The 20,346-nt window shown below is 61.7% G+C and carries 15 protein-coding genes and 1 tRNA gene; 4 read left to right on the forward strand and 12 right to left on the reverse strand.

Annotation, left to right across the window (positions count from 1 at the left end):
• Nucleotides 1-168: 168 nt before the first annotated feature.
• Nucleotides 169-258: transfer RNA gene (locus ACNA1V_RS15425), tRNA-Ser, on the forward strand.
• A gap of 102 nt (nt 259-360) precedes the next feature.
• Here ACNA1V_RS15425 and ACNA1V_RS15430 read toward each other — a convergent pair.
• From ACNA1V_RS15430 to ACNA1V_RS15485, 12 genes are all read right to left on the reverse strand, one after another.
• Complete coding sequence (locus ACNA1V_RS15430; RefSeq protein WP_415834493.1) at nt 361-741, reverse strand: DUF1622 domain-containing protein; 381 nt, start codon at nt 739-741, stop codon at nt 361-363.
• 224 nt (nt 742-965) lie between these two features.
• Nucleotides 966-1,727 carry a tRNA (guanosine(37)-N1)-methyltransferase TrmD gene (trmD, locus tag ACNA1V_RS15435; RefSeq protein WP_415834494.1) on the reverse strand — a complete coding sequence of 254 codons (762 nt, stop codon included), beginning with the start codon at nt 1,725-1,727 and terminating at the stop codon, nt 966-968.
• Between the two features lie 211 nt (nt 1,728-1,938).
• Nucleotides 1,939-2,562, reverse strand: coding sequence for a ribosome maturation factor RimM (gene rimM / locus ACNA1V_RS15440; RefSeq protein ID WP_415834495.1), 624 nt, complete (start codon nt 2,560-2,562; stop codon nt 1,939-1,941).
• Nucleotides 2,563-2,565: 3 nt separating this feature from the next.
• Nucleotides 2,566-2,826, reverse strand: a complete 261-nt coding sequence (gene rpsP, locus ACNA1V_RS15445; RefSeq protein WP_415834496.1) for a 30S ribosomal protein S16 — start codon at nt 2,824-2,826, stop codon at nt 2,566-2,568.
• A 197-nt stretch (nt 2,827-3,023) separates the two neighbouring features.
• Nucleotides 3,024-7,097, reverse strand: a complete 4,074-nt coding sequence (gene purL / locus ACNA1V_RS15450) for a phosphoribosylformylglycinamidine synthase (RefSeq protein ID WP_415834498.1) — start codon at nt 7,095-7,097, stop codon at nt 3,024-3,026.
• A gap of 221 nt (nt 7,098-7,318) precedes the next feature.
• Nucleotides 7,319-7,870 carry a transcription elongation factor GreB gene (gene greB, locus ACNA1V_RS15455; RefSeq protein ID WP_415834499.1) on the reverse strand — a complete coding sequence of 184 codons (552 nt, stop codon included), beginning with the start codon at nt 7,868-7,870 and terminating at the stop codon, nt 7,319-7,321.
• A 96-nt stretch (nt 7,871-7,966) separates the two neighbouring features.
• Complete coding sequence (locus ACNA1V_RS15460) at nt 7,967-8,860, reverse strand: PHP domain-containing protein (protein WP_415834500.1); 894 nt, start codon at nt 8,858-8,860, stop codon at nt 7,967-7,969.
• The gene (locus ACNA1V_RS15465) at nt 8,857-9,798 is read right to left on the reverse strand and encodes an alpha/beta fold hydrolase (protein WP_415834501.1); all 942 of its coding nucleotides are present in this window, start codon (nt 9,796-9,798) and stop codon (nt 8,857-8,859) included. Before ACNA1V_RS15465 ends, ACNA1V_RS15460 begins: the two co-directional genes overlap by 4 nt.
• Before the next feature lie 158 nt (nt 9,799-9,956).
• The gene (locus tag ACNA1V_RS15470; RefSeq protein ID WP_415834502.1) at nt 9,957-12,566 is read right to left on the reverse strand and encodes a DNA internalization-related competence protein ComEC/Rec2; all 2,610 of its coding nucleotides are present in this window, start codon (nt 12,564-12,566) and stop codon (nt 9,957-9,959) included.
• Nucleotides 12,567-12,742: 176 nt separating this feature from the next.
• A complete protein-coding gene (locus ACNA1V_RS15475; RefSeq protein WP_415834503.1) occupies nt 12,743-13,549 on the reverse strand; it encodes a TatD family hydrolase in 807 nt (268 codons plus the stop codon).
• A 29-nt stretch (nt 13,550-13,578) separates the two neighbouring features.
• Complete coding sequence (locus ACNA1V_RS15480; protein WP_415834531.1) at nt 13,579-14,286, reverse strand: ABC transporter ATP-binding protein; 708 nt, start codon at nt 14,284-14,286, stop codon at nt 13,579-13,581.
• A gap of 19 nt (nt 14,287-14,305) precedes the next feature.
• Complete coding sequence (locus tag ACNA1V_RS15485) at nt 14,306-15,706, reverse strand: lipoprotein-releasing ABC transporter permease subunit (protein ID WP_415834504.1); 1,401 nt, start codon at nt 15,704-15,706, stop codon at nt 14,306-14,308.
• A gap of 73 nt (nt 15,707-15,779) precedes the next feature.
• Here ACNA1V_RS15485 and ACNA1V_RS15490 point away from each other — a divergent pair, with 73 nt between their 5' ends.
• The 3 genes from ACNA1V_RS15490 (at nt 15,780) to ACNA1V_RS15500 (ending at nt 20,236) form a co-directional block, all read left to right on the forward strand.
• Nucleotides 15,780-16,715: a hypothetical protein gene (locus ACNA1V_RS15490; protein ID WP_415834505.1), complete on the forward strand. Its 936-nt coding sequence runs from the start codon at nt 15,780-15,782 to the stop codon at nt 16,713-16,715.
• On the forward strand, nt 16,697-18,403 hold the full coding sequence (recJ, locus tag ACNA1V_RS15495; RefSeq protein ID WP_415834506.1) for a single-stranded-DNA-specific exonuclease RecJ: 1,707 nt from the start codon (nt 16,697-16,699) through the stop codon (nt 18,401-18,403). The genes ACNA1V_RS15490 and recJ overlap by 19 nt, the downstream gene beginning before the upstream one ends.
• A 228-nt stretch (nt 18,404-18,631) precedes the next feature.
• Nucleotides 18,632-20,236 (forward strand): sensor domain-containing diguanylate cyclase, encoded by a 1,605-nt coding sequence (locus ACNA1V_RS15500; protein ID WP_415834507.1) that lies wholly within the window; start codon nt 18,632-18,634, stop codon nt 20,234-20,236.
• Nucleotides 20,237-20,346: the final 110 nt, after the last annotated feature.

Below are 20,346 nucleotides of genomic sequence, written 5' to 3' on the forward strand. Positions count from 1 at the left end.
CCCGAAACCCTGGCCAAAGCCTGAAGCCCCCCACCTGCCCTGTTGCCTGAACCCGCAACAGAGCAGGCAATCGGCGACAGCCCTTGCCAAGCGAAAAAACTACCGATATAATCTTTTTCTTCTTCCACTACGGCGCTTTAATACATCAGCACCGTTGCGGTTACCTAAGGACAGGTGGCAGAGTGGTCGAATGCGCCGGACTCGAAATCCGGTATACGTGCAAGCGTATCGTGAGTTCGAATCTCACCCTGTCCGCCAAAGAATTCAAAGAGTTACAGTGATTAAAGCCACCCGACGCGGTGGCTTTTTTGTTTTCCTGCTGGGGGAATTTTTAACCATTCCCCCAGCGTCTGCCTTGAATTACGCCTGCTTCCGTTCCTGCGCTGCCCTTTCCTCACGCTCCAGGCGGGTGTCCTGCCAAGGCCAGTGGCCATTGATTTCGACACCAAGAGAAATGCTCAGGAAGGTACGCACCAGGACCAGGCCGGCAAGGATCAACAAATCATCGAGCGTGGGCGCGATGACCAGCGAGTTCAGGATATCCGCAGCAACGAGAAACTCCAGCCCAAGCAGTATGCTTCGGCCAAGCGTGGAACGAAAAGGATGGTAGGCCTTGCCATACCCGTCGCGCATCGCTTGCCTGAAAAATTGCCAGGTTGCCGCCGCAGATCCGATCAAGATGACCAGTGTGCCAGTAACTTCCAGCAGCGATACCGACAGTTCATAAAAATGATTGAGCATCTTGGGGTTCCCGATACGCCAAATGAGTCATTCAGACACAAAACATAGCAACAGCATGCAGCACAGGCCAGTGTTCGAGACCGTGCTGCCAGGATGGCCGCGTTGTTCCCATGATTGTAGCGGCGGACGGCAAGGCTCAGCTTTCCGGACTGCGTCCGTGCCGCATGCCAGCACCTCAAGGCATCACAACACCTGAGCACCCAGCCGGCCAGACACCAGGCCGCCTAACCCTGCAAGCCCAATAGAAGCTTCTCGTCCGCCTTGTCCAATCGTCCATCCCGCCGGGCCTGTTCAATCAGCTCGGGGCGCCGCGCCAAAGTCAGGCGCAATGATTGATCCCGACGCCAGCGGGCAATGCGCGCATGATGCCCGGACAACAGCGCTTCCGGAACTGCCTCACCATCATAGATTTCAGGACGGGTGTAGTGCGGGCTGTCCAGCAAACCATCCAGATTGACGTGAAAGGAGTCTTGCAAGGCAGACTGATCGTCATTAAGCACCCCTGGCAATAACCTAACGCAGGCATCCATCATAGGCAGCGCAGCCAATTCACCGCCCGACAGGACAAAGTCCCCCAGCGACCACTCTTCGTCCACGCACCGATCAACAAAACGCTGATCCACGCCTTCATAGCGCCCACAAACCAGAATTTTTCCAGGGCCCGCGATCCACTGCGCCGCAGCAGACTGATCAAAACGTCGCCCTGTCGGCGACAAGAGTACGACCTGCCCACGTGGCTGCCCCAGACGCTCCCGATCCGCCTGAACGTCCCTCACCGCCGCTTCCAGCGGAGCTGCCATCATGACCATTCCCGGGCCACCCCCATACGGACGATCATCAACCGTTCGATGCACATCCTGAGTATAGTCACGCGGGTTCCAGGCATGAAATGACCACAAGCCCTGCGACAAGGCACGGCTGGTGACGCCATGCCCGGTGATGCCGGCGAAAATTTCAGGGAACAGGGTAATGGCGTCAAAACGCATGGCAGGCACAAGCCTTCATCTAGCAGTACGAAAACAGCCGCAATACCCAATCAGGGCTTGCGCCATGGCGGGCCCGCACCGGCACACCATGAAATGCAAAAAAGCTGGCCTGAGCCAGCTTTCCGGAAAATACCACAACCTTCGGGATTGCAGCATCCGTGCAAGAACCATGCAGATCACATGCCTCGCACCAAGCCGCCCGAACCTCAGATCAGAAGTCCAACGGCCAGTTCGTCACGATACGTCGCCCGGGTAGATCGACTTCCTGAAGATGTGCCTCCACAAATGGCACCAAAGACGTTACAGGACGTTCTTTATCATCCAGCAAATCTACCCACAAGCCATCCTGTTCCTGCTGGCGACGCACCGACAGCACGGCATGCGCACCATTATCGGAAACATCGGCCACCACGCCCATGACAGCTTGGACACCCGCATCATCCAGCCCCCACACTCGGCAACCCATCAGGTCAACCCAGTAATATTCCCCTTCATCAGTTTCCGGGAAATCACTGCGAGCGACCATGACCAGCATGCCCTTGAGCGCTTCGGCTTCATCGCGATCCGCAATGCCATCCAGCGCGCCGACAACCGTGGCACCCTGGGTTCGGGATAGCTTGACCTTCCAGGACCGTGCATCTTGCATCACGGCACCGGAAGCACGCGAAAACGGAACCAACCACCAACGCTTGGCAGTCAACAAAGCTTCCGAACGCGCAGAATGGGGCTGGATCTTGACCCAGCCCCTCAGGCCATAGGCAGAGACGATGCGGCCCAGCTCAACCAGATTATCTGGCGCACTGGCGCCAGCTTGGCTGTGCGGCGCTTCAGTCATTGATTAGGCCGCAGCCGAAACCTTGGCCGAGTATTCCTTGACCAGACGAGCAACAACAGGCGACAGCTGGGCGCCGTTGCTGGTCCAGTATTGCACGCGCTCCAGCGACAGGCGCAGGCCTTCTTCGCCTTCACGGGCGACGGGGTTGTAGAAACCCACGCGCTCGACGAAGCGGCCGTCACGACGATTGCGCGAGTCAGCAGCAACCACGTTGTAGAAAGGACGTTTTTTGGAGCCACCACGGGCCAGACGAATCACCACCATGAGGGCAGTTCCTTGAAAAAGTTTATGAAAAGCTCTTTAGTATAAAGCAAAAATAGCAGACCAGGAAGCAAGCAGGCAATCGGACGCTGTCGTCATTCATGCTTCCAGCCAGCTATTGGCGTACTGCTGCAACCGCCGCCGCACACCGCTCGCATAGGTCTTGCGCCATAGCGGGCGGCGGCGGCGCTGAAACACATCTACTTCAGCCAGACCCGCGCATTGCGGAAGAAACGCAGCCAGGGAGAATAATCCCCGCCTTGATCGGCCGGGCCCCAGCCTTCCGGTGCCCAGGACATCATCGCATTGCGTGTCACGCGCTCCGGGTGCGGCATCATGACAGTGAAGCGGCCATCGGCCGTCGTCACTGCCGTCAACCCTTCCGGACTGCCGTTGGGGTTGTAGGGGTACACCTCCGTCGCGGCGCCACGGTGATCCACAAAACGGGCAGCCGCCAAAACACGCGACTGATCGCCTTGCAGCGAGAAGTCCGCATAGCCTTCACCATGCGCAACGGCCACCGGAATGCGTGCACCTTCCATCCCGCTGAAGAACAAGGATGGCGACCCCTGCACTTCCACCATGGATAACCGTGCTTCGTATTTCTCGGACTGGTTGCGGGTAAAGCGCGGCCAGTTCTCCGCCCCCGGAATCATGGAGGCCAGGGCCGCCATCATCTGGCAACCATTGCAAACCCCCAGGCCGAAAGTATCGGGACGGGCGAAATACTCTGCGAACTGTTGCGCGAGCTTGTCATTGAGCTGAATGGTACGTGCCCAGCCCTCACCCGCGCCCAGCACATCACCGTAGCTGAAGCCGCCTACCGCCACCAGACCTTGCATGGACGCCAACGAGGCCCGACCAGAAAGCAGGTCTGTCATGTGCACATCGACTGCCTCGAAACCCGATTTGTCGAAAGCCCAGGCCATTTCAATATGGCTGTTGCAACCCTGCTCACGCAGAATCGCCACTCGCGGACGCACGCCGGTTGCGATATACGGCGCAGCAACATCCTCTTGAGGATCGAAATCCACGCGCGGCGTCATGCCGGGATCAGATACATCCAGCCAGGTGTCGTATTCCGCCTGTGCCGATGCCGGATTGTCACGACGCGAGGCGATGCGCCACGACACCTCGCTCCAGACACGGCCCAACTCTGCGCGCGGGCGGTTCCAGATGCGATGACCATCACGGTAGAACTCGACTTCATCCGTTTTATTGGGCGCACCGATAACATGCGTATGCACCGACAGGCCCGCACCACGGAACACCTGCAGCACGGCATCACGCTCTTCGGCACGCACCTGGATGACCGCCCCCGCCTCTTCCGCAAACAAGGCCTTCAGGGTGGCTTCATCACGTTGCACCGACACCTGCTCGGCACGAATCTTATAGTCGCCCCAATCCGCCACGCTGGCGTCGAAGGTCAGCATGTCGAGATTGATGGAGACACCGGTATGCCCGGCAAAAGCCATTTCGCATACCGTTGCGTACAGGCCGCCATCGGAACGATCGTGATAGGCCAGGATGCTGCCGGCTTCAGCCAATGCACGGATCGCGGCGAAGAAAGCGCGCAGCGACTCGGCATCATCAATATCGGGCACGGCTTCGCCGACCTGATTGAATGCCTGCGCCAAAATGGAGGCGCCCAAGCGATGCTTGCCCTGCCCCAGGTCCACCAGGATAAGAACCGTATCACCCATGTCAGTCCGCAGCTGCGGCGTCAGGCTGTTGCGCACATCGGCTACCGGCGCAAACGCCGTGACAATGAGCGACACTGGCGACACGACTTCACGGCGCTCACCTGCCTCTTCCCAGGCGGTCTTCATGGACAGTGAATCCTTGCCGACCGGAATGGATAATCCCACCTGCTGGCACAGTTCGCTGACGGCAGAAACCGTGTCGAACAATGCAGCATCCTGCCCCGCGGAACCGCAGGCAGCCATCCAGTTGGCAGACAGCTTGATGTCCTCCAGACGAGCCACATCCGCAGCAGCCAGGTTGGTCAGCGCTTCCGCGACCGCCATGCGGCCCGACGCCGGAGCATCGAGCACAGCCAGAGGCGTACGCTCCCCCATGGCCATGGCTTCACCACGGAAGCCGTCGTGATCCGCCAGCGTGACAGCGCAATCTGCAACCGGAACCTGCCAGGGCCCGACCATCTGGTCGCGGCTGGAAAGCCCGCCCACGGTACGGTCACCGATGGTGATCAGGAAGCTCTTGTTCGCGACGGTCGGATGACGCAGCACGCGCTCGGCAGCGTCATCCAGGGAAATCAACGTCAGGTCCAGCGCACCGCCTTGCGAGGCGCGATGCTGGACATCGCGCAGCATGCGCGGCGGTTTGCCCAGGATGACATCCATCGGCACATCCACCGGATGCGGTTGCGCCGACGGTGCCGCCATCACTGCTTCCGGCAGAGGCGGCAACACGGCAAACAGCTCGGCGTCCGCACCACGTGCGCCATCCACCACTTTCAGGCGGCGCTCTTCCGTGGTAATGCCGACCACGGCATAGGGGCAGCGCTCGCGGCGCGCCAGTGCATCGAACCGTTCCAGGTCCTGCGGCTGAATCGCCAGCACATAGCGTTCCTGGGATTCATTGCTCCAGATTTCCGCGGGCGACATGCCGGATTCTTCCACCGGAACACGGCGCAGATCAAAGATAGCGCCCCGGCCCGCGTCGTTGACCAACTCAGGAAACGCGTTGGACAGGCCACCTGCCCCGACATCGTGAATAGCCAGAATGGGATTGTTGGCCCCCTGACGCCAGCAGGCGTCGATGACTTCCTGCGCCCGGCGCTCGATTTCAGGGTTACCGCGCTGCACGGAATCAAAGTCCAGTTCGGCGCTGTTGGCCCCGACACCCATGCTGGACGCCGCGCCGCCCCCCATGCCGATACGCAAGCCAGGCCCACCCAGCTGAATCAGCAGCGCACCTGGCGGAATACCCAGCTTATGCGTCTGGTCGCCATCTATGCTGCCCAGACCACCGGCGATCATGATGGGCTTGTGATACCCCCAGCGGCCATCCGCCGTGGTCTGTTCATAGGTACGGAAATAGCCCAGCAAATTGGGACGACCGAACTCGTTATTGAACGCCGCGCCACCCAAGGGGCCTTCGATCATGATGTCCAGCGGTGAGGCAATGCGATCCGGCAGGCCGTGATGATCATTTTCCCAAGGCTGTACGGCATCATCGAAACGCAGGTGTGACACGGTGAAGCCCGTCAGGCCTGCCTTCGGCTTGGAACCGCGACCCGTAGCGCCTTCATCGCGGATTTCGCCCCCCGCACCGGTGGACGCCCCCGGGAACGGCGCAATCGCCGTCGGGTGATTATGCGTTTCCACCTTCATCAAGGTATGAACCGTGGCTTCGCGACGGCCATAAGTGCGCTCGCCCAGCTCAGCCTGCGCCCCCGGATAAAACCGCTGCGCCGTGCCGCCTTCCATGATGGCCGCGTTGTCCGAATATGCCACGATGGTGCCCAGCGGCTGTGCCGCATGCGTGGCGCGAATCATGCCAAACAGTGTTTGTTCGCGCGCCTGGCCGTCGATCACCCAGCTGGCATTGAAAATTTTATGCCGGCAGTGCTCGCTGTTTGCCTGCGCGAACATCATCAATTCGACATCAGTGGGATCACGCCCAAGATCGCCGAACGATTGCAGCAGATAGTCGATTTCATCATCAGACAGTGCCAGACCCAATTCGGTATTGGCACGCTCCAGTGCTGCCCGGCCCTGCTCCAGCACCGGCACGGTTGCCAGCGGCTTGCCTTGCAATTCGGCAAACAACGCGCTGCCATCAAAAGCAGCATCAACCACCGTTTCGGTCATGCGGTCATGCAGGCAGGCGGCCACCTGCGCCAGTTGCTGCGCATCCAGTTTGCGCGTGCCCAACAGGCCACGCTGCAGTGTCAGCAGATAACGTACGCCGCGTTCAACCCGGCGCACACTCTGCAGGCCACAGTTCTGCAGAATATCGGTCGCCTTGCTGGCCCAGGGGGAAATCGTGCCCAGGCGCGGAATCGTGCGCAAAACCAGAACGTCCTTTCCGGCTTCCGTGCCGCCGACCGGCTTTCCACCGTTCAACGCCAAGGCCAGCCGCTCACGGCCGGTCTCATCCAGCGGCGTTTCCGCCCAGGCAAAATGTTCGTAATACGCGGCGACATCGGCCACGGGCAATCCCGCCTGGTGCAGTTGAGCAAGCAGGCGCTCGCGACGGAATGCGGACAGGGCGGAGGAACCGGGAATAATAAGAAGCGATGAGGACACGGGGAAGTACGCGCTCGGGCAAAAGAAGGAGGGAACGGCCGGACCCATGCAGGCCCAGGATAGCCAGCCTGCCGGCCGTGGGCGCAATGCCCATCCATGCCGCCAGGCCAGATGAATCAAGTTTTGGATTTTAACCCAGTGTCCCGCCTGGATATCACCCAGCGCCAGGAACCGGGACAGAAACGCCACGCCAGGGTACGCGCATCATGCGGCACCCGCCTTTACTCCGGGTAGGAAACCTCGACAATATCCAGCTCCTGAATCCCGCCCGGTGTGCGCAACACCACGGTATCGCCTTCGCGAGCCTTGATCAGCGCACGGGCGACGGGAGAAATCCAGCTGATGCGGCCTGCCAGCGGTTCAGCCTCGTCAACGCCGACAATCGTGACAGTCTGGCTATCACCGTCCTGATTTTCATAAGTTACTGTCGCGCCGAAAAAAACCTGGTCACGATTCGGCTGTAACGCCGGATCGACCACTTCGGCAATTTCCAGGCGTTTGGTCAGAAAACGCATGCGCCGGTCGATTTCACGCAAGCGCTTCTTGCCATAGAGATAATCCCCGTTTTCCGATCGGTCGCCATTGGAAGCCGCCCAGGACACAATGGAGACGATTTCCGGCCGCTCCACCGTCATCAGGTGCGCCAGCTCATCACGCATTGCCTGAAAACCTTGCGGCGTCATGTAATTGCGCGAGCCAGACGGCAAGGCCTGCGCGTCGGGCAGTTCATCATCCTCGTCCCGATCCGTTTCCTTGACGAATGCCTTGTTCATTTCCTACCTTTTTATTATTGATGAAGATGCAACCAGCCTGCATGTGACCAGGCAAAAAACCCGCCTGTTCCGCCCCGGCCATCCAACAGCCCTGGATCAGAACCAATCACGCCATACCGGCGTCAAACTCGCCGGCAAGGGCGGCAGGCTTCCAAGATCCGCGCGGCTTTCCGTAGTGCTGTGAAAATCCGAGCCGCAGGAAGCGCGAAAACCGTAATAGCGTGCCACGGCCTCATACTCCGCGTACTGCTCAGGCCGATGGCTGCCGGTGACCACTTCAATGGCAGCACCGCCAAGATCGCGGAATGTCGAAAACAATCCGTCAAACTGCACCGGGGTATAGCGATAACGCCCAGGATGAGCAATCACTGCCACGCCACCAGCCGACAAGATCCAGGAAACCGCATCTTCCAGCGTCGCCCATTTCATGGGAACCTGCGCAGGGCCGCCATCACGTAAATACAGGTCAAAGGCTTCCTGCACATTCGAGACATGCCCCGACTGCCAAAGGTAGCGGGCGAAGTGCGTGCGGCTCAAAAGGTTTTCATTGCCCGCCAGGGCCAGCGCTCCCTCATAAGTGCCTGCGATGCCCAGTTCCGCGAAACGCCTGCCGATACGCTCGGCACGCTCGCTGCGATCACGCCGGATGGCCTCAAGCCCACGCACGATGACAGGATGCTCGCGATCAAAGCCCAGGCCAACAATATGAACGGTATGCCCCGCCCAGGTAACTGAAATTTCCACGCCGTTCACAAAACACATGCCAAGCGCCAGCGCTTCGCTTTCTGCCTCTGCCAAACCACTCAGCTCATCATGATCCGTGAGCGACCAGACACGCACACCATTGGCCGCAGCACGGCGCGCAACCATGGCGGGCGCCAGCGCGCCGTCCGATGCCAACGAATGGCAATGCAGGTCGAAACACAAGCCACCCTCCCGGGGCAGCTGAAAACCTGATGGCACGATGCCTGAAGGTCGGTCTTTATTCATAGCGGCCATTTTAGAACGGCGTGCCGCAGGAACGCTGCAACGCCGGCAATCTGATTTTCGTGCATCAATGACGGGGCATGCCCCACCCCCTGGAACTCCAGGGCACGCGCATCGCTGCGCGCCGCCAGCATGGCTTCCACGGTTGCAGGCACCAGAATATCCGAAGCAGCACCACGCAATATCAACACCGGCCCATCCATGGCCTCATAACATTGCCACAGCATTTGCTCCGCAGCCGCCTGGCTCATGCCATCCGGCGGGGCCAATCCGACGGCGATGGACGGATCGTAGTTGGGCACCCAGGCGCCTTCATGTTGAACATAGACATGTCGCGCCAATTCGCGCCACTGCTCATCGGTATGCTCACCGTATGGCGCCGCTATCGCCTTCATTTCCGCCACGGCATCATCGAAACTGCTGAACACCTGACGCCGCCCGACATACGTCCCGATACGCATCAGGCCAGCCACGCCAATATGCGGCCCGACGTCGTTCAACACCATCCCAGACAACGCCGGCAACGCCGCAGCCTTGGCTGCCGCGCCCGGCCCCTTCCCCGGTGTACGGCGAGCCGCTGCCAGCGCACCGGCAAACGCCATGCCGATCAGTCCGCCCATGGACGTCCCGACCCAAGCCAGGCGCCGGGCACGGATACGCGCAAACAGCGTGGTCATATCGGCGACATACTGCGGCACGGAATAGAACACGGGGTTTGCCAGCCAATCCGACTCACCTCGGCCGGCAACATCCGGGCAGACCACGCGAAAATCATTCGACAGCGCCCGCGCCAGAGCGTCGAAATCCCGGCCAGTGCGGGTCAGGCCATGCACACACAGCACCACATCCGTATTGGCCGGGTCACCCCATTCCCAATACGCCATCCGGTGCATGCCTGCCGGACTCGCACAAACAACACTTTCCAAACGGGGATGAGACATGGGCTGACTCCTGTAGCTCGTTCTGTCACTCAATAGCAATTCAGGCCGAACCCGACCCTGGACGCTATTCAACAATAGCGCAAAAGCCCATTGCCAGCACCCCTCCTATGCCTCGCGCCGCGCCGCCTTACCTTCAGCCATGTTCATTCATGCCTTTTTTACCTGCCTGCCGGTGCGGCGCTTGTCGCAGTGCTCATGGCAGAAGGCTCGTACTGCCAGTATCGTCTGGCCTTGATCCGTTCGGCACTGACCACCAGGCCTTCAGCACGGGAATGCGCCATGACTGCGCCATGCTGATCCGATCGCCAGAACACCGCGCCCGCATCCTGCCAGCGTTGCGCCACTGCGGGATGAGGGTGCCGATAGCGGTTCCAGGCTCCCATTTGTGCAACGACATGATGCGCGCCGCTTGCCTGCACGAATGCCGTGCTCGAAGACGTCGCGGAACCATGATGTGCCGCCGCCACCCAATCGGCCGCCGCCTCCCCGGCCGCCAGCAACTCCTGCTCCTGGGCAGCCCCGATGTCACCGGTCAGCAGCGCTGTGTGGTACGCCCCCTCTACTTTCAGGACGCAGCTATCGGCATTGCCGCCTCGCCACCAGTCCTTGCCGACCGGCGGTGGCGGATGCACAAAGCGGAAAACCACACCGTCCCGCTGCCAGGCATGCCCCGCTACGCATAGAGAAGATTCAGCAGGAAGATAGGCCGCAGGCAGCTCTCCTCCATGCCCCAGACGCGCCTCACGGCGCAGAAACGCCTGCAAATCGAAGGAGGCATAGCTTCGCGCTACCGGTATCGCGCTCAGGACGCTCATAACACCGCCGGCATGGTCGATATCCGCATGTGACACCAGCAGTTCCTCCAGCCTGCGCCAGCCATGCGCCCGGATAAAAGGCCAGACAATCCGTCCACCCGCGTCTGTTTGAGGCCCGTAACGCACGCCGGTATCAAACAAACTGGCGCCGCTGGCGGTTTCCACCAGTATGGCACTGCCTTGCCCGACGTCGATGGCGCTGATACGCCACTCCCCCTCCCCCAGCCGCACCGGCACGCCCCCAAGCGCTGGCAGCATCAGCAGCCAGCCCGCCTGACGCAAGGGCCATCCGGCTGGCCGCAGCGCCCACCACACCCCGCAACACGCCACCAGCAGCCAGCCCGCCGCCGGCGCCGCTACATCCAGCAAGGCCCAGGGCTGCCGCCCCATGGCCTGAATGGGCCACATCATCGCCTCAAACACGGCGTGCGCCGCCGATACCCCGCACGATGCCATCCAACCCATACCCGGAATCAGGTACAGAACGGCAGACACCACCACCAGCGGCGTCACCACCATTCCCACCAATGGTATGGCCAGAGCATTGGCTAATGGTGACAGCAAGGGGAGCTGCTGGAACAGCCAGGCGAGCGCTGGCATCAAGCCCAGGGTGACAGCCCATTGCAGCATTGCCGCGCTGCGCAAGGCGGGCCAGCAGCGCCGCCAGATCCCTGACCCGGCTTTGCCTTGGCCGTGCGGTGCCGCGACGCAAGCCATCAGAACCATGACCGCAGCAAAAGAAAGCCAGAAGCCCGCCGACAGCACCGCCCAGGGATCCAGCCACACCACCGCCAGCGCAGCCAGCCCCAGGATATGCCCGCCCGATAGCGGCAGACGCAGCAGCAACGCCCCTAGGGTCACGGCCAGCATGAAAAATGTCCTTCTGGCAGGCACGCCCCAACCTGCCAGCAGGCAATAGGCGCCTGCCAGCACCAAGGCGACCAGCGCCCCCACCTGCTGCGCGGGCCAGCGCTCCGCCCAGCCACGGCCGCGCCAAACGCCCCGCCGCCACACCCACATCGCCAGCCAGGCCGCCATCCCTGCCAATAGGGTCACGTGCGAACCGCTGATGGAAACCAGATGGGTAATGCCCGACCCATTGAAGATCCGCCAATCCTGCGCATCCACGCCCGCCTGATCCCCCAATGCCAAGGCCACCATGACCGGGCCATAGCGAGCCTGCGCCAGATCCTGCTGCATCCGCGCGCGCAGGTGCTGACGCAGGCGTTCAATTTCCACGACCAGCGGCGTTCGCACCGGATAGTCCTCCAGCAACACCGGTTGACCGCGTATCGTTCCCAGAGCCCGGATTCCGCGCGCGAACATCAGGCTTTCGTAATCAAATAGATGCGGGTTACGCGTTCCCGACGGCGGCCGCAAGATCATTGCCGCCCGCCACACCTGGCCTGGCACCGGTTCCGGCAAGCGTGCGGACAACGCCGCGGATGTCAGTACGCTCCCAGGCAAGGGCGGGGCGCCGTACGCGCCACCTGGCAGCAGCCACGACACCTGAATACGGCTGGGTACGCCTGCAGGCCTGGCTTCCAGCACATCGGCCTCGAAACGCCAGCCACGATCCACCTGCTGGGGCAAACCCGCCACCCGTATCACCACCCGGCTGACCTCATCGACATTCCCCGCTGCCAGCGCATCATCCAGACGCCATTGCGCCTGCCAGGCCGCCCATGCCACCCCCAGCATGCCACCCGCCACCCCTGCACAGATCGCGGCCAGAAGCGGCCTTCGCTCTGTGGCGCGCCGGGCAATCTGCGCGGCCTCTCCGTCGGCTCCGCCACCATTGGCCGGATGCGGCCCTCGCAGGGCCTCACGCGACAAGCCCATCGACAGGCCGAGCAATGCCAGGCCGCCAGCAACACCTGCATGACGCCAGTGCTCATCAGGCAAATACGGCAACTGCTGCAAGACCCAGCAACCCATCACGAATGCCATCATCCACAAGCGCAAGCAAACCTCCCTTTGCCATCCAGGGAAGTATCCGGTGTCGAGTTCGGCTTGACGAGCCCGAGCGTGCTGGAAACAGCACATCCCGACACGGTACGGACGCATAAAAAAACCGGCGTCTCCGCCGGCAGCTCTTCATGTTGCGTATCGGATCAGGTGCTTGCCCCTCAGGGCAGCAAACGCGCCAGACGCGGCAAAACGCGCCGGGCCGTCGCACCGGTCGCGGCAATGACGGCGTCAGGCGTCAACTGGCGCAATTGCGCCAGCTCTACTGCAATGCGCGCGACTTGCGCCGGCGTATTGCGCCGCTCGGGCGGCATCAGCCAGGCAGGCGGAATATCCGGCGCGTCCGTCTCCAGCACCAGGTTCGCCAGGGGCACAGCTGCCGCCAAACGGCGGATCTGCAAGGCCCGCGCATAAGTCATGGCCCCGCCGACGCCCAGCGCAAACCCTTGCTGGATAAACATTTCCGCTTGCTGCGCGCTGCCATTGAAGGCATGGGCAATACCGCCGATAGCAGGCCGGCGGCGCAGATACTTCAGCAATACATCCTGGGATCGACGCACATGCAGCAACACAGGCAAGCCCATTTCCTGCGCCATATCCAGCTGCGCCTGATAGAAATACTCCTGCCGCTCGCGCGCACGGCCTTCCGCCAGCCCGGGAACAAAGAAATCCAGGCCGATCTCGCCAATGGCAACCAACCGCGGATCTTCCATGCGGCGCAGCACTTCCGCGCGCAGATACTGCAAGTCGCTATCCTCGGACTGCCCGACATAAAGAGGGTGTATCCCCAGGGCATACGCCCCGCCCGGGATGACATGCGCCAGCCGTCGCACGGCATTGAAATTGAAACGTGCGACTGCCGGGATGACAATGGCCGCCACCCCAGCAGCGCCGGCAGCATGAATCACGGCCTTGCGGTCTGGCCGCAATTCGGGCGCGTCGAGATGACAATGAGTGTCTATGAGCATGCCCGATCGCTCTTCGCCAAAAAGCGCCCTCAGAGCGCCTCCAGGCGCCCCCCTTTCATCAGCAGGCGCCGATCGGCACGACTGGCCAGTTCCGCATCATGGGTGACGATCACGAACGCCGTGCCGGATTCCCGATAGGCGCGTACCAGCACATCGAACACCTCATCTGCCGTCTGCCGATCCAGGTTGCCGGTAGGCTCATCGGCCAGCACGCAGGCCGGCGAGCCCACCAGCGCCCGGGCCAGGGCCACCCGCTGCCGCTCCCCCCCCGACAATTGCCCAGGGGAATGCTCGGCCCGTGCCGCCAGGCCAACCTGCGCCAGCGCCACCGCCGCCTTTTCCCGCGCCAGCTTGCGCGACTCGCGCCTGACGATCAACGGCATGGCGACATTATCCAGCGCCGTAAAACCAGACAGCAGGTGATGGAACTGATAGACGAATCCCAGTTTCCGATTACGCAAAGCGCTGCGTTCGACTTCACTCAAACCGGCGGTTTCCACTCCACCGACCCGGACTTCCCCCGATGAGGGCAAATCCAGCATGCCCAGCAGGTGCAGCAAGGTACTTTTACCCGATCCGGAGGCGCCAATGATCGCAACCATTTCGCCCGGATAAACATCGAAATCGACGTTTTCCAATACAGGGACAGTCAGGCGGCCATCGGTATAGACCTTGCCGAGATTGCGCGCGGAAAGGACGGGCGCCGTCTTCTCATGCACCGCCAGGCGATCTGTCATCGCACCATTTTCCTGGATTTCAATGCTCATTGCGCAACACCTCTGCCGGTTGCAGGCGCGACGCACGCCAGCTGGGATACAAGGTTGCCAGCAGAGACAAAACCAGCGAGCACACCCCGATCACGACGATATCCTCCACCCGCGGCTGCGAGGGCAGCGAGCTGATGAAATACACCTGCTGCGGAATGAAGTGCACCCCCAACAGATTCTCGATGGCCGGTACGATGCTTTCCAGGTTATAGGCCAATAAGGCACCCAGGCCAACGCCCAGCAAAGTGCCCGCCGTACCGATCAAGGCGCCTTGCACCAGGAAGATACGAGCGACTTCCCGCGGCGTTGCGCCGTAAGTGCGCAAAATTGCGATTTCCGAGCGTTTATCCTTGACCGCCATCACCAGCGAGGACAGCAGGTTGAAGGCCGCCACGGCAATGATCAGCATCAAGATGAGGAACATCATGCGTTTTTCCGTCTTGACCGCCGCGAACCACACGCGATTGTTCTGCGACCAATCGCTGGCAATCACGTGCCCACGCAATTGATTCTGTAGCTGCGCCGCGACTTCTGGCGCCTTTTCCATGTCGGCGATACGCAAACGAACCCCGGACACCGCATTCTCACGGAATACCTTGGCGGCATCTTCCGCATTCACAAATGCCAGACTGGAGTCGTATTCATAGTGCCCGGATTCAAATACTCCCACCAGACGGAACTGGCGCATACGCGGCGAGAACCCCGCCGGGCTCACACTGCCTTCGGGCGCCATCAAGATGATCGGCTGTCCCAACTGCAGGCCCAGGCTGTCTGCCAGCGCGGCGCCCAGCACCAGGCCATAGCTGCCCGGCTTCAGGTCATCCAGCGAACCACTGACCATCTGCCTGGGCAAATCGGACACTTGCCCCTCTTCAGCAGGATCGACCCCACTGATCTTGACGCCCCGCAAGTTTTTTCCCCTGACCAGCATGGCCTGCGACGAAACAAACGGTGCCGCCCCCCTGACAGCGGGATGTTCGCGCGCCTCCTGCGCCCAGTACTGCCAGCCATCCAGCGGGTTGTCTGACGCGGCGCGCGGCACATACAGCTCAATATGCGGCAACACCGAAAGCATGCGATCCCGCACCTGCGACTGGAAGCCGTTCATGACGGACAGCACCACGATCAGCGCGGCAACACCCAAAGCAATACCCGCCATGGCGCTGACGGCAACGAACGACACGAAGCCGTCTCGCTGCGCCCCGATGCCCGCCTGCTGACGCCAGGCGGCAAACGGATCGCCGCGACGGCCCGGCAGCAGGCGCCACAACAGGGCCAGCAGCCATAGCACGCCCGTGCGGCGCAAGGTCTGGAACGCGATCCGTGACAGGTCTGCATAGCGCAGGCCGATCCAAATCTCATACGGGAGGGGTTTATGCGGTTTCGACATCCGCGCCATTTTATGCGGTTTCCCGTTGCGCGCTTCGTCCATCCGCGCAAGTCTCGCACTACAATCCATTTCCATGTCTATCCTGATCCCTGGTGCCCTGCCGGATAGCGCCATCGCCCCGGCGCTGGCGGAAGAGCTTGAAAAGACCACGCCACGCCTGGTCGAACTGTTCCGGCGCGCCAAACCCTTGCCCGAATCCCTGCCTCCTGCGTTGACCGGCTGTACGCCGGAGGAAGTCTGCCGGCTACGCGCCGAAGGCTTCCGGCCCGCCGTGGCGGATGCCTGGGCCAGCGGTCTGGGGCCCTTGTTGCATCCTGAGGTCACCGATGACCAGCCCGTCTGGCTGGCAGAATTCGCCCATATCGCCATGGGAACCGATCAGGTCAACCTGATCCCGCTGCCGGAACTGCAAATCAGCGCGGAAGAAGATGCTGAGTTGTCACTGGCAGCAGGCGATATCCTGGTGCAGCATGGCCTGGCCGCGCAGGTATTGCAGCCGGGCCGCTGGGCTTTGCGTGACGAGCAAGGCCTGCTGGCTCAAGCACGCAGCGCCAGCCCTGCAACCGTTGCACGCGACGGACTGCTGGGCTGGTGGAACCACGATCCGGCGCTACGTCCCTGGCGCCGTGTGCTCAACGAAATCCAGATGGCCTGGCATGAGCACCCTGTCAACGAAGCACGCGCTGCACGCGGCCTGGTACCGGTCAATGGCCTGTGGCTGTATGGCGGCTCCCCTCCCTGGCCGCGCCAACCCGGCAGCCGCCCGGTGCTATGGCCTGAATTGCAGGACGCCGCGCTGGCGGAAGACTGGGGCCGCTGGCTGCAACACATCAAACAACTGGAAGCTCGGCTGGCGCCCTGGCTCATGCAGCCCGGCAATACCGAAGCCCTGATCCTGACGGGCCGCGATCGACTGGTCACACTGCAACTGACGCCGCGTCCCTGGTGGCAGCGCTGGCTGCCTGTCCCGAAACATGAATGGAAAAACTGGTGGCAACTCCGCGCCTGACACAACGTCCCGCCTCGCCCTCACACGCCCGCCTGCTGGAAAGCGCCGGCATCCACCCCCTGTTGGCTCGCCTTTGGGCCGCACGCGGCGTGGATGACCCGGCCCAGACAAGCTTGAAATGGCCGGCGCTTATTCCGCCGCGTGGCCTGACACGCGCAGAAGAAGCCGCCGAAATCCTCGCTGATGCCATCGACGCCGGCTGCAAGCTGCTGGTTGTCGCCGACTACGACTGCGACGGCGCAACCGCCTGTGCGGTCGCGGTGCGCGGCCTGCGCGCCATGGGCGCCGATGTCGATTTCCTGGTTCCCAACCGTTTTGAAACTGGTTACGGCCTCTCGCCGGCCGTCGTTGAACTGGCTTGCCGCCATCCCTCCGGCCATCCCGATCTCATTGTGACCGTGGACAACGGCATCGCCAGCGTCGAAGGGGTACAGGCCGCCGCCGAGATGGGCATAGAGGTTCTGGTCACCGACCATCACTTGCCTGGCGACACGCTCCCCGACGCGCTGGCCATCGTCAACCCGAATCAGCCCGGCTGCGGCTTTCCCTCCAAGAACCTGGCGGGCGTGGGCGTCATTTTCTATGTGCTGCTGGCACTGCGCGCGGAACTCCGCAAACGTGGCGTTTATCCGGCCGATGGCGGCCCGCGCCTGCATGAACTGGCGGACCTGGTGGCGCTGGGCACTGTTGCCGACGTTGTCAAGCTGGATGCGAACAACCGTTTGCTGGTTTCACAGGGCTTGCAACGCATGCGTGCTGGCCTGATGCAGCCCGGCGTACGCGCCCTCTTCGCCGTTGCCGGCCGCGAACCACGCAACGCCAACAGTTTTGACCTGGGCTTTGCGCTGGGCCCGCGCCTCAATGCCGCCGGCCGCCTGGCGGACATGAGCCTCGGCATTACCTGCCTGACCACGGATGACGAGGCCCAGGCGCTGGAGCTGGCACGCGAACTCGACGGCATGAACCGCGAACGCCGCACCATAGAAACCGTCATGCGGGAGCAGGCCCTGGCCAGCATGGAAGCGGCCAGCGCCACGCCGGGCGCCACCGTTTGCGTTTTCGACGATAGCTGGCACCAGGGCGTTGTCGGGCTGGTAGCCTCGCGCCTGAAGGAAAAATACTGGCGGCCGACACTCGCCTTCGCACCGGCAGATGACGAGGAAATCCGTGGCTCAGGCCGCTCCATTCCCGATGTGCACCTGCGCGACGCGCTGGATATCGTATCCAAGCGACACCCCGGCCTGATCCGCAAATTTGGCGGTCACGCCATGGCTGCCGGCCTGACCATTGCCAAAGTGGATTTCCCGCGTTTCGCGCCGGCCTTCGAAGATGCCGTACGTGAACTGACCGGCCGCACTGAATTCGAACCGCTCATCGAGACGGATGGATCGCTGGAAGACGGTTACGCCAACACGACCGTAGCCAATCTGCTGGGCCAGCAGGTCTGGGGGGCCGGTTTCCCACCGCCCTTGTTTCTCGATGAGTTCCGCGTCGTGCAGCAACGTTTGCTGAAGGAGCGCCACCTCAAGCTGCGCCTGGAACGCAACGGCCAGCTCTATGATGCCATCTGGTTCAATCATGCCGACCCACTACCGGAATTCATTGCTGCCGCGTATCGGCTGGAAACCAACGAGTGGAACGGCAACATCAACATTCAGTTGATGCTGGAACACGCAGAACCCGCGTGACGCCAGGCCTCAGGCCCGCCAGCGGCAATGCGGCACCCTGACGCCTGGCACCGCCCCCCTCCCGCAAGACACACGCTTGCGGGAGCATGCGCACTGCCATCACGACCTGCCCCCCAATTCCCCACAACACTTGCGCCACTATTGCCTCAAGTCCCGGGTGGCGACACCGTGCAATGCTAGAATCCGGCCATCGCCCGATCTCCATGGGGCAGCAACGGGGCTGCATTAATGAGCAGGATTAATCTTCGCCAACTCATTCTCTCGCTGACTCTGCTTGCAGTTCTCGTCACTCTGGTCAACGTCTTGTACTCCAGCAACCGCGTCCAGCGCGATATGCTGCTGCAAACCACGCTGGAAGCCAATCACGTTTACGCGAAAAAGCTGGCTCAGGCTACCGACACTTTCCTGAAAGACGCGATGTCGCAGCTGGAGTACAGCGCACGCCTGCTGATGGGCACGGAACCTGACGTCAGTGGCCTGCCGCAACCGCCCCTCTATGGCGATAGCGTTGCCATGCAGCGTGAAACACATCGCCTGCGCCAGCAAGGGAATCTCTTCGATTCGGTGCATATCGTCTCCGAGCAGGCACAGCTGTTGGCACGCTCCTCGCCAACCGTGCGTCATGATGCGCCCAACGTCGTCATCGACAGCGAAGGCGTGCGCGGCTCGCTGGCCCTGCGCTCGCCCTACATCAGCGGCATTTACCGCTCTGCGGGCAACCGGCTTGTGTTGCTGATGTCGTGGCCTCTGTTCGATGCCAATGGCGTTTATCACGGCTATATCGGCGGCACCATCCATACGCAGCAAAAAAACATCCTGCACAACCTGCTTGGCCAACAGTTCTATAACAATGACTCCATCCTCTATGTCGTAGATGGCAAAGGCACCATTATTTATCATCCGGACAATGACCGGATCGGCCAGAATATCGCCGGAACGCCAATGGCCCTGGCCATTCAGGAAGGACTGGACGGCAGCCTGAGACAATTGGAGAACGGCGAAGACCTGCTGGCAGGCTATGCCGTGGTACAGCGCGTCAACTGGGGAGTGGTGGCGCAACGCCCCATACAAGGTGTCCTGATCAACGAGGGCACCTTGCTGCTGCAGACCCTCTCCTACACGCTGCCGGTCATGCTGCTGTTGATCGTCATCATCTGGTGGATCTCGCGCCATATCACCCTTCCCCTGTCGCAACTGGCCCGGCGCAGCAGGCATATGAACAATGTGGAAAGCACACGCAATCAGCTGCTGGCTATCCGCACCTGGTATTTCGAGGCGGCGCAGCTCAAGCAATCCCTGTTGCACAGCCTGGCATTGATCCACAACAAACTGCGCCAGCTGCGCCAGGAATCCTCTACCGACCAATTAACCGGCCTTGCCAACCGGCGCGGCCTGGAAGAACAGGTCACGCGCTGGATTGACGAGCGTGCGCCCTTCGCCCTGCTGCTGCTGGATGTCGATTACTTCAAGCAGATCAACGACAACCACGGCCATGACATCGGCGACCTCGTATTGCAGCAGATCGCCGCCGTCATCCGCGACAACTCTCGTGGCCCGGATCTGCCTTGCCGCAGCGGCGGGGAGGAGTTTGCCCTGTTCTTGCCCGACACCAGCGCCGCCGTGGCCTACCGGGTGGCTGAACGCCTGAGGCTGCGCGTGGAACGCACCGTGTTTCCCAAGAATATCCGCATCACGGTTTCCATCGGCATCGCACTCTACCCCGATGACGGCGCAACGCTTCAGAGCGTTACCAAGACGGCTGACATGGCGCTGTACTCCGCCAAACGCAATGGCCGCAACCGCATTGAACCGCATCCACCGGAATCCGCCTAAGAATGGGCTCAGCGCGTTAAAATAGCGGATTAATCTACCGAAACAGACTTGCAATAGACTTGCGCCAGGCTCACAACTGCCTGGCCGCCGGCCCCGCCCGGCACGGCCAG

It is taken from the genome of Kerstersia similis (assembly GCF_965139615.1).
Classification (GTDB): domain Bacteria; phylum Pseudomonadota; class Gammaproteobacteria; order Burkholderiales; family Burkholderiaceae_B; genus Kerstersia; species Kerstersia similis.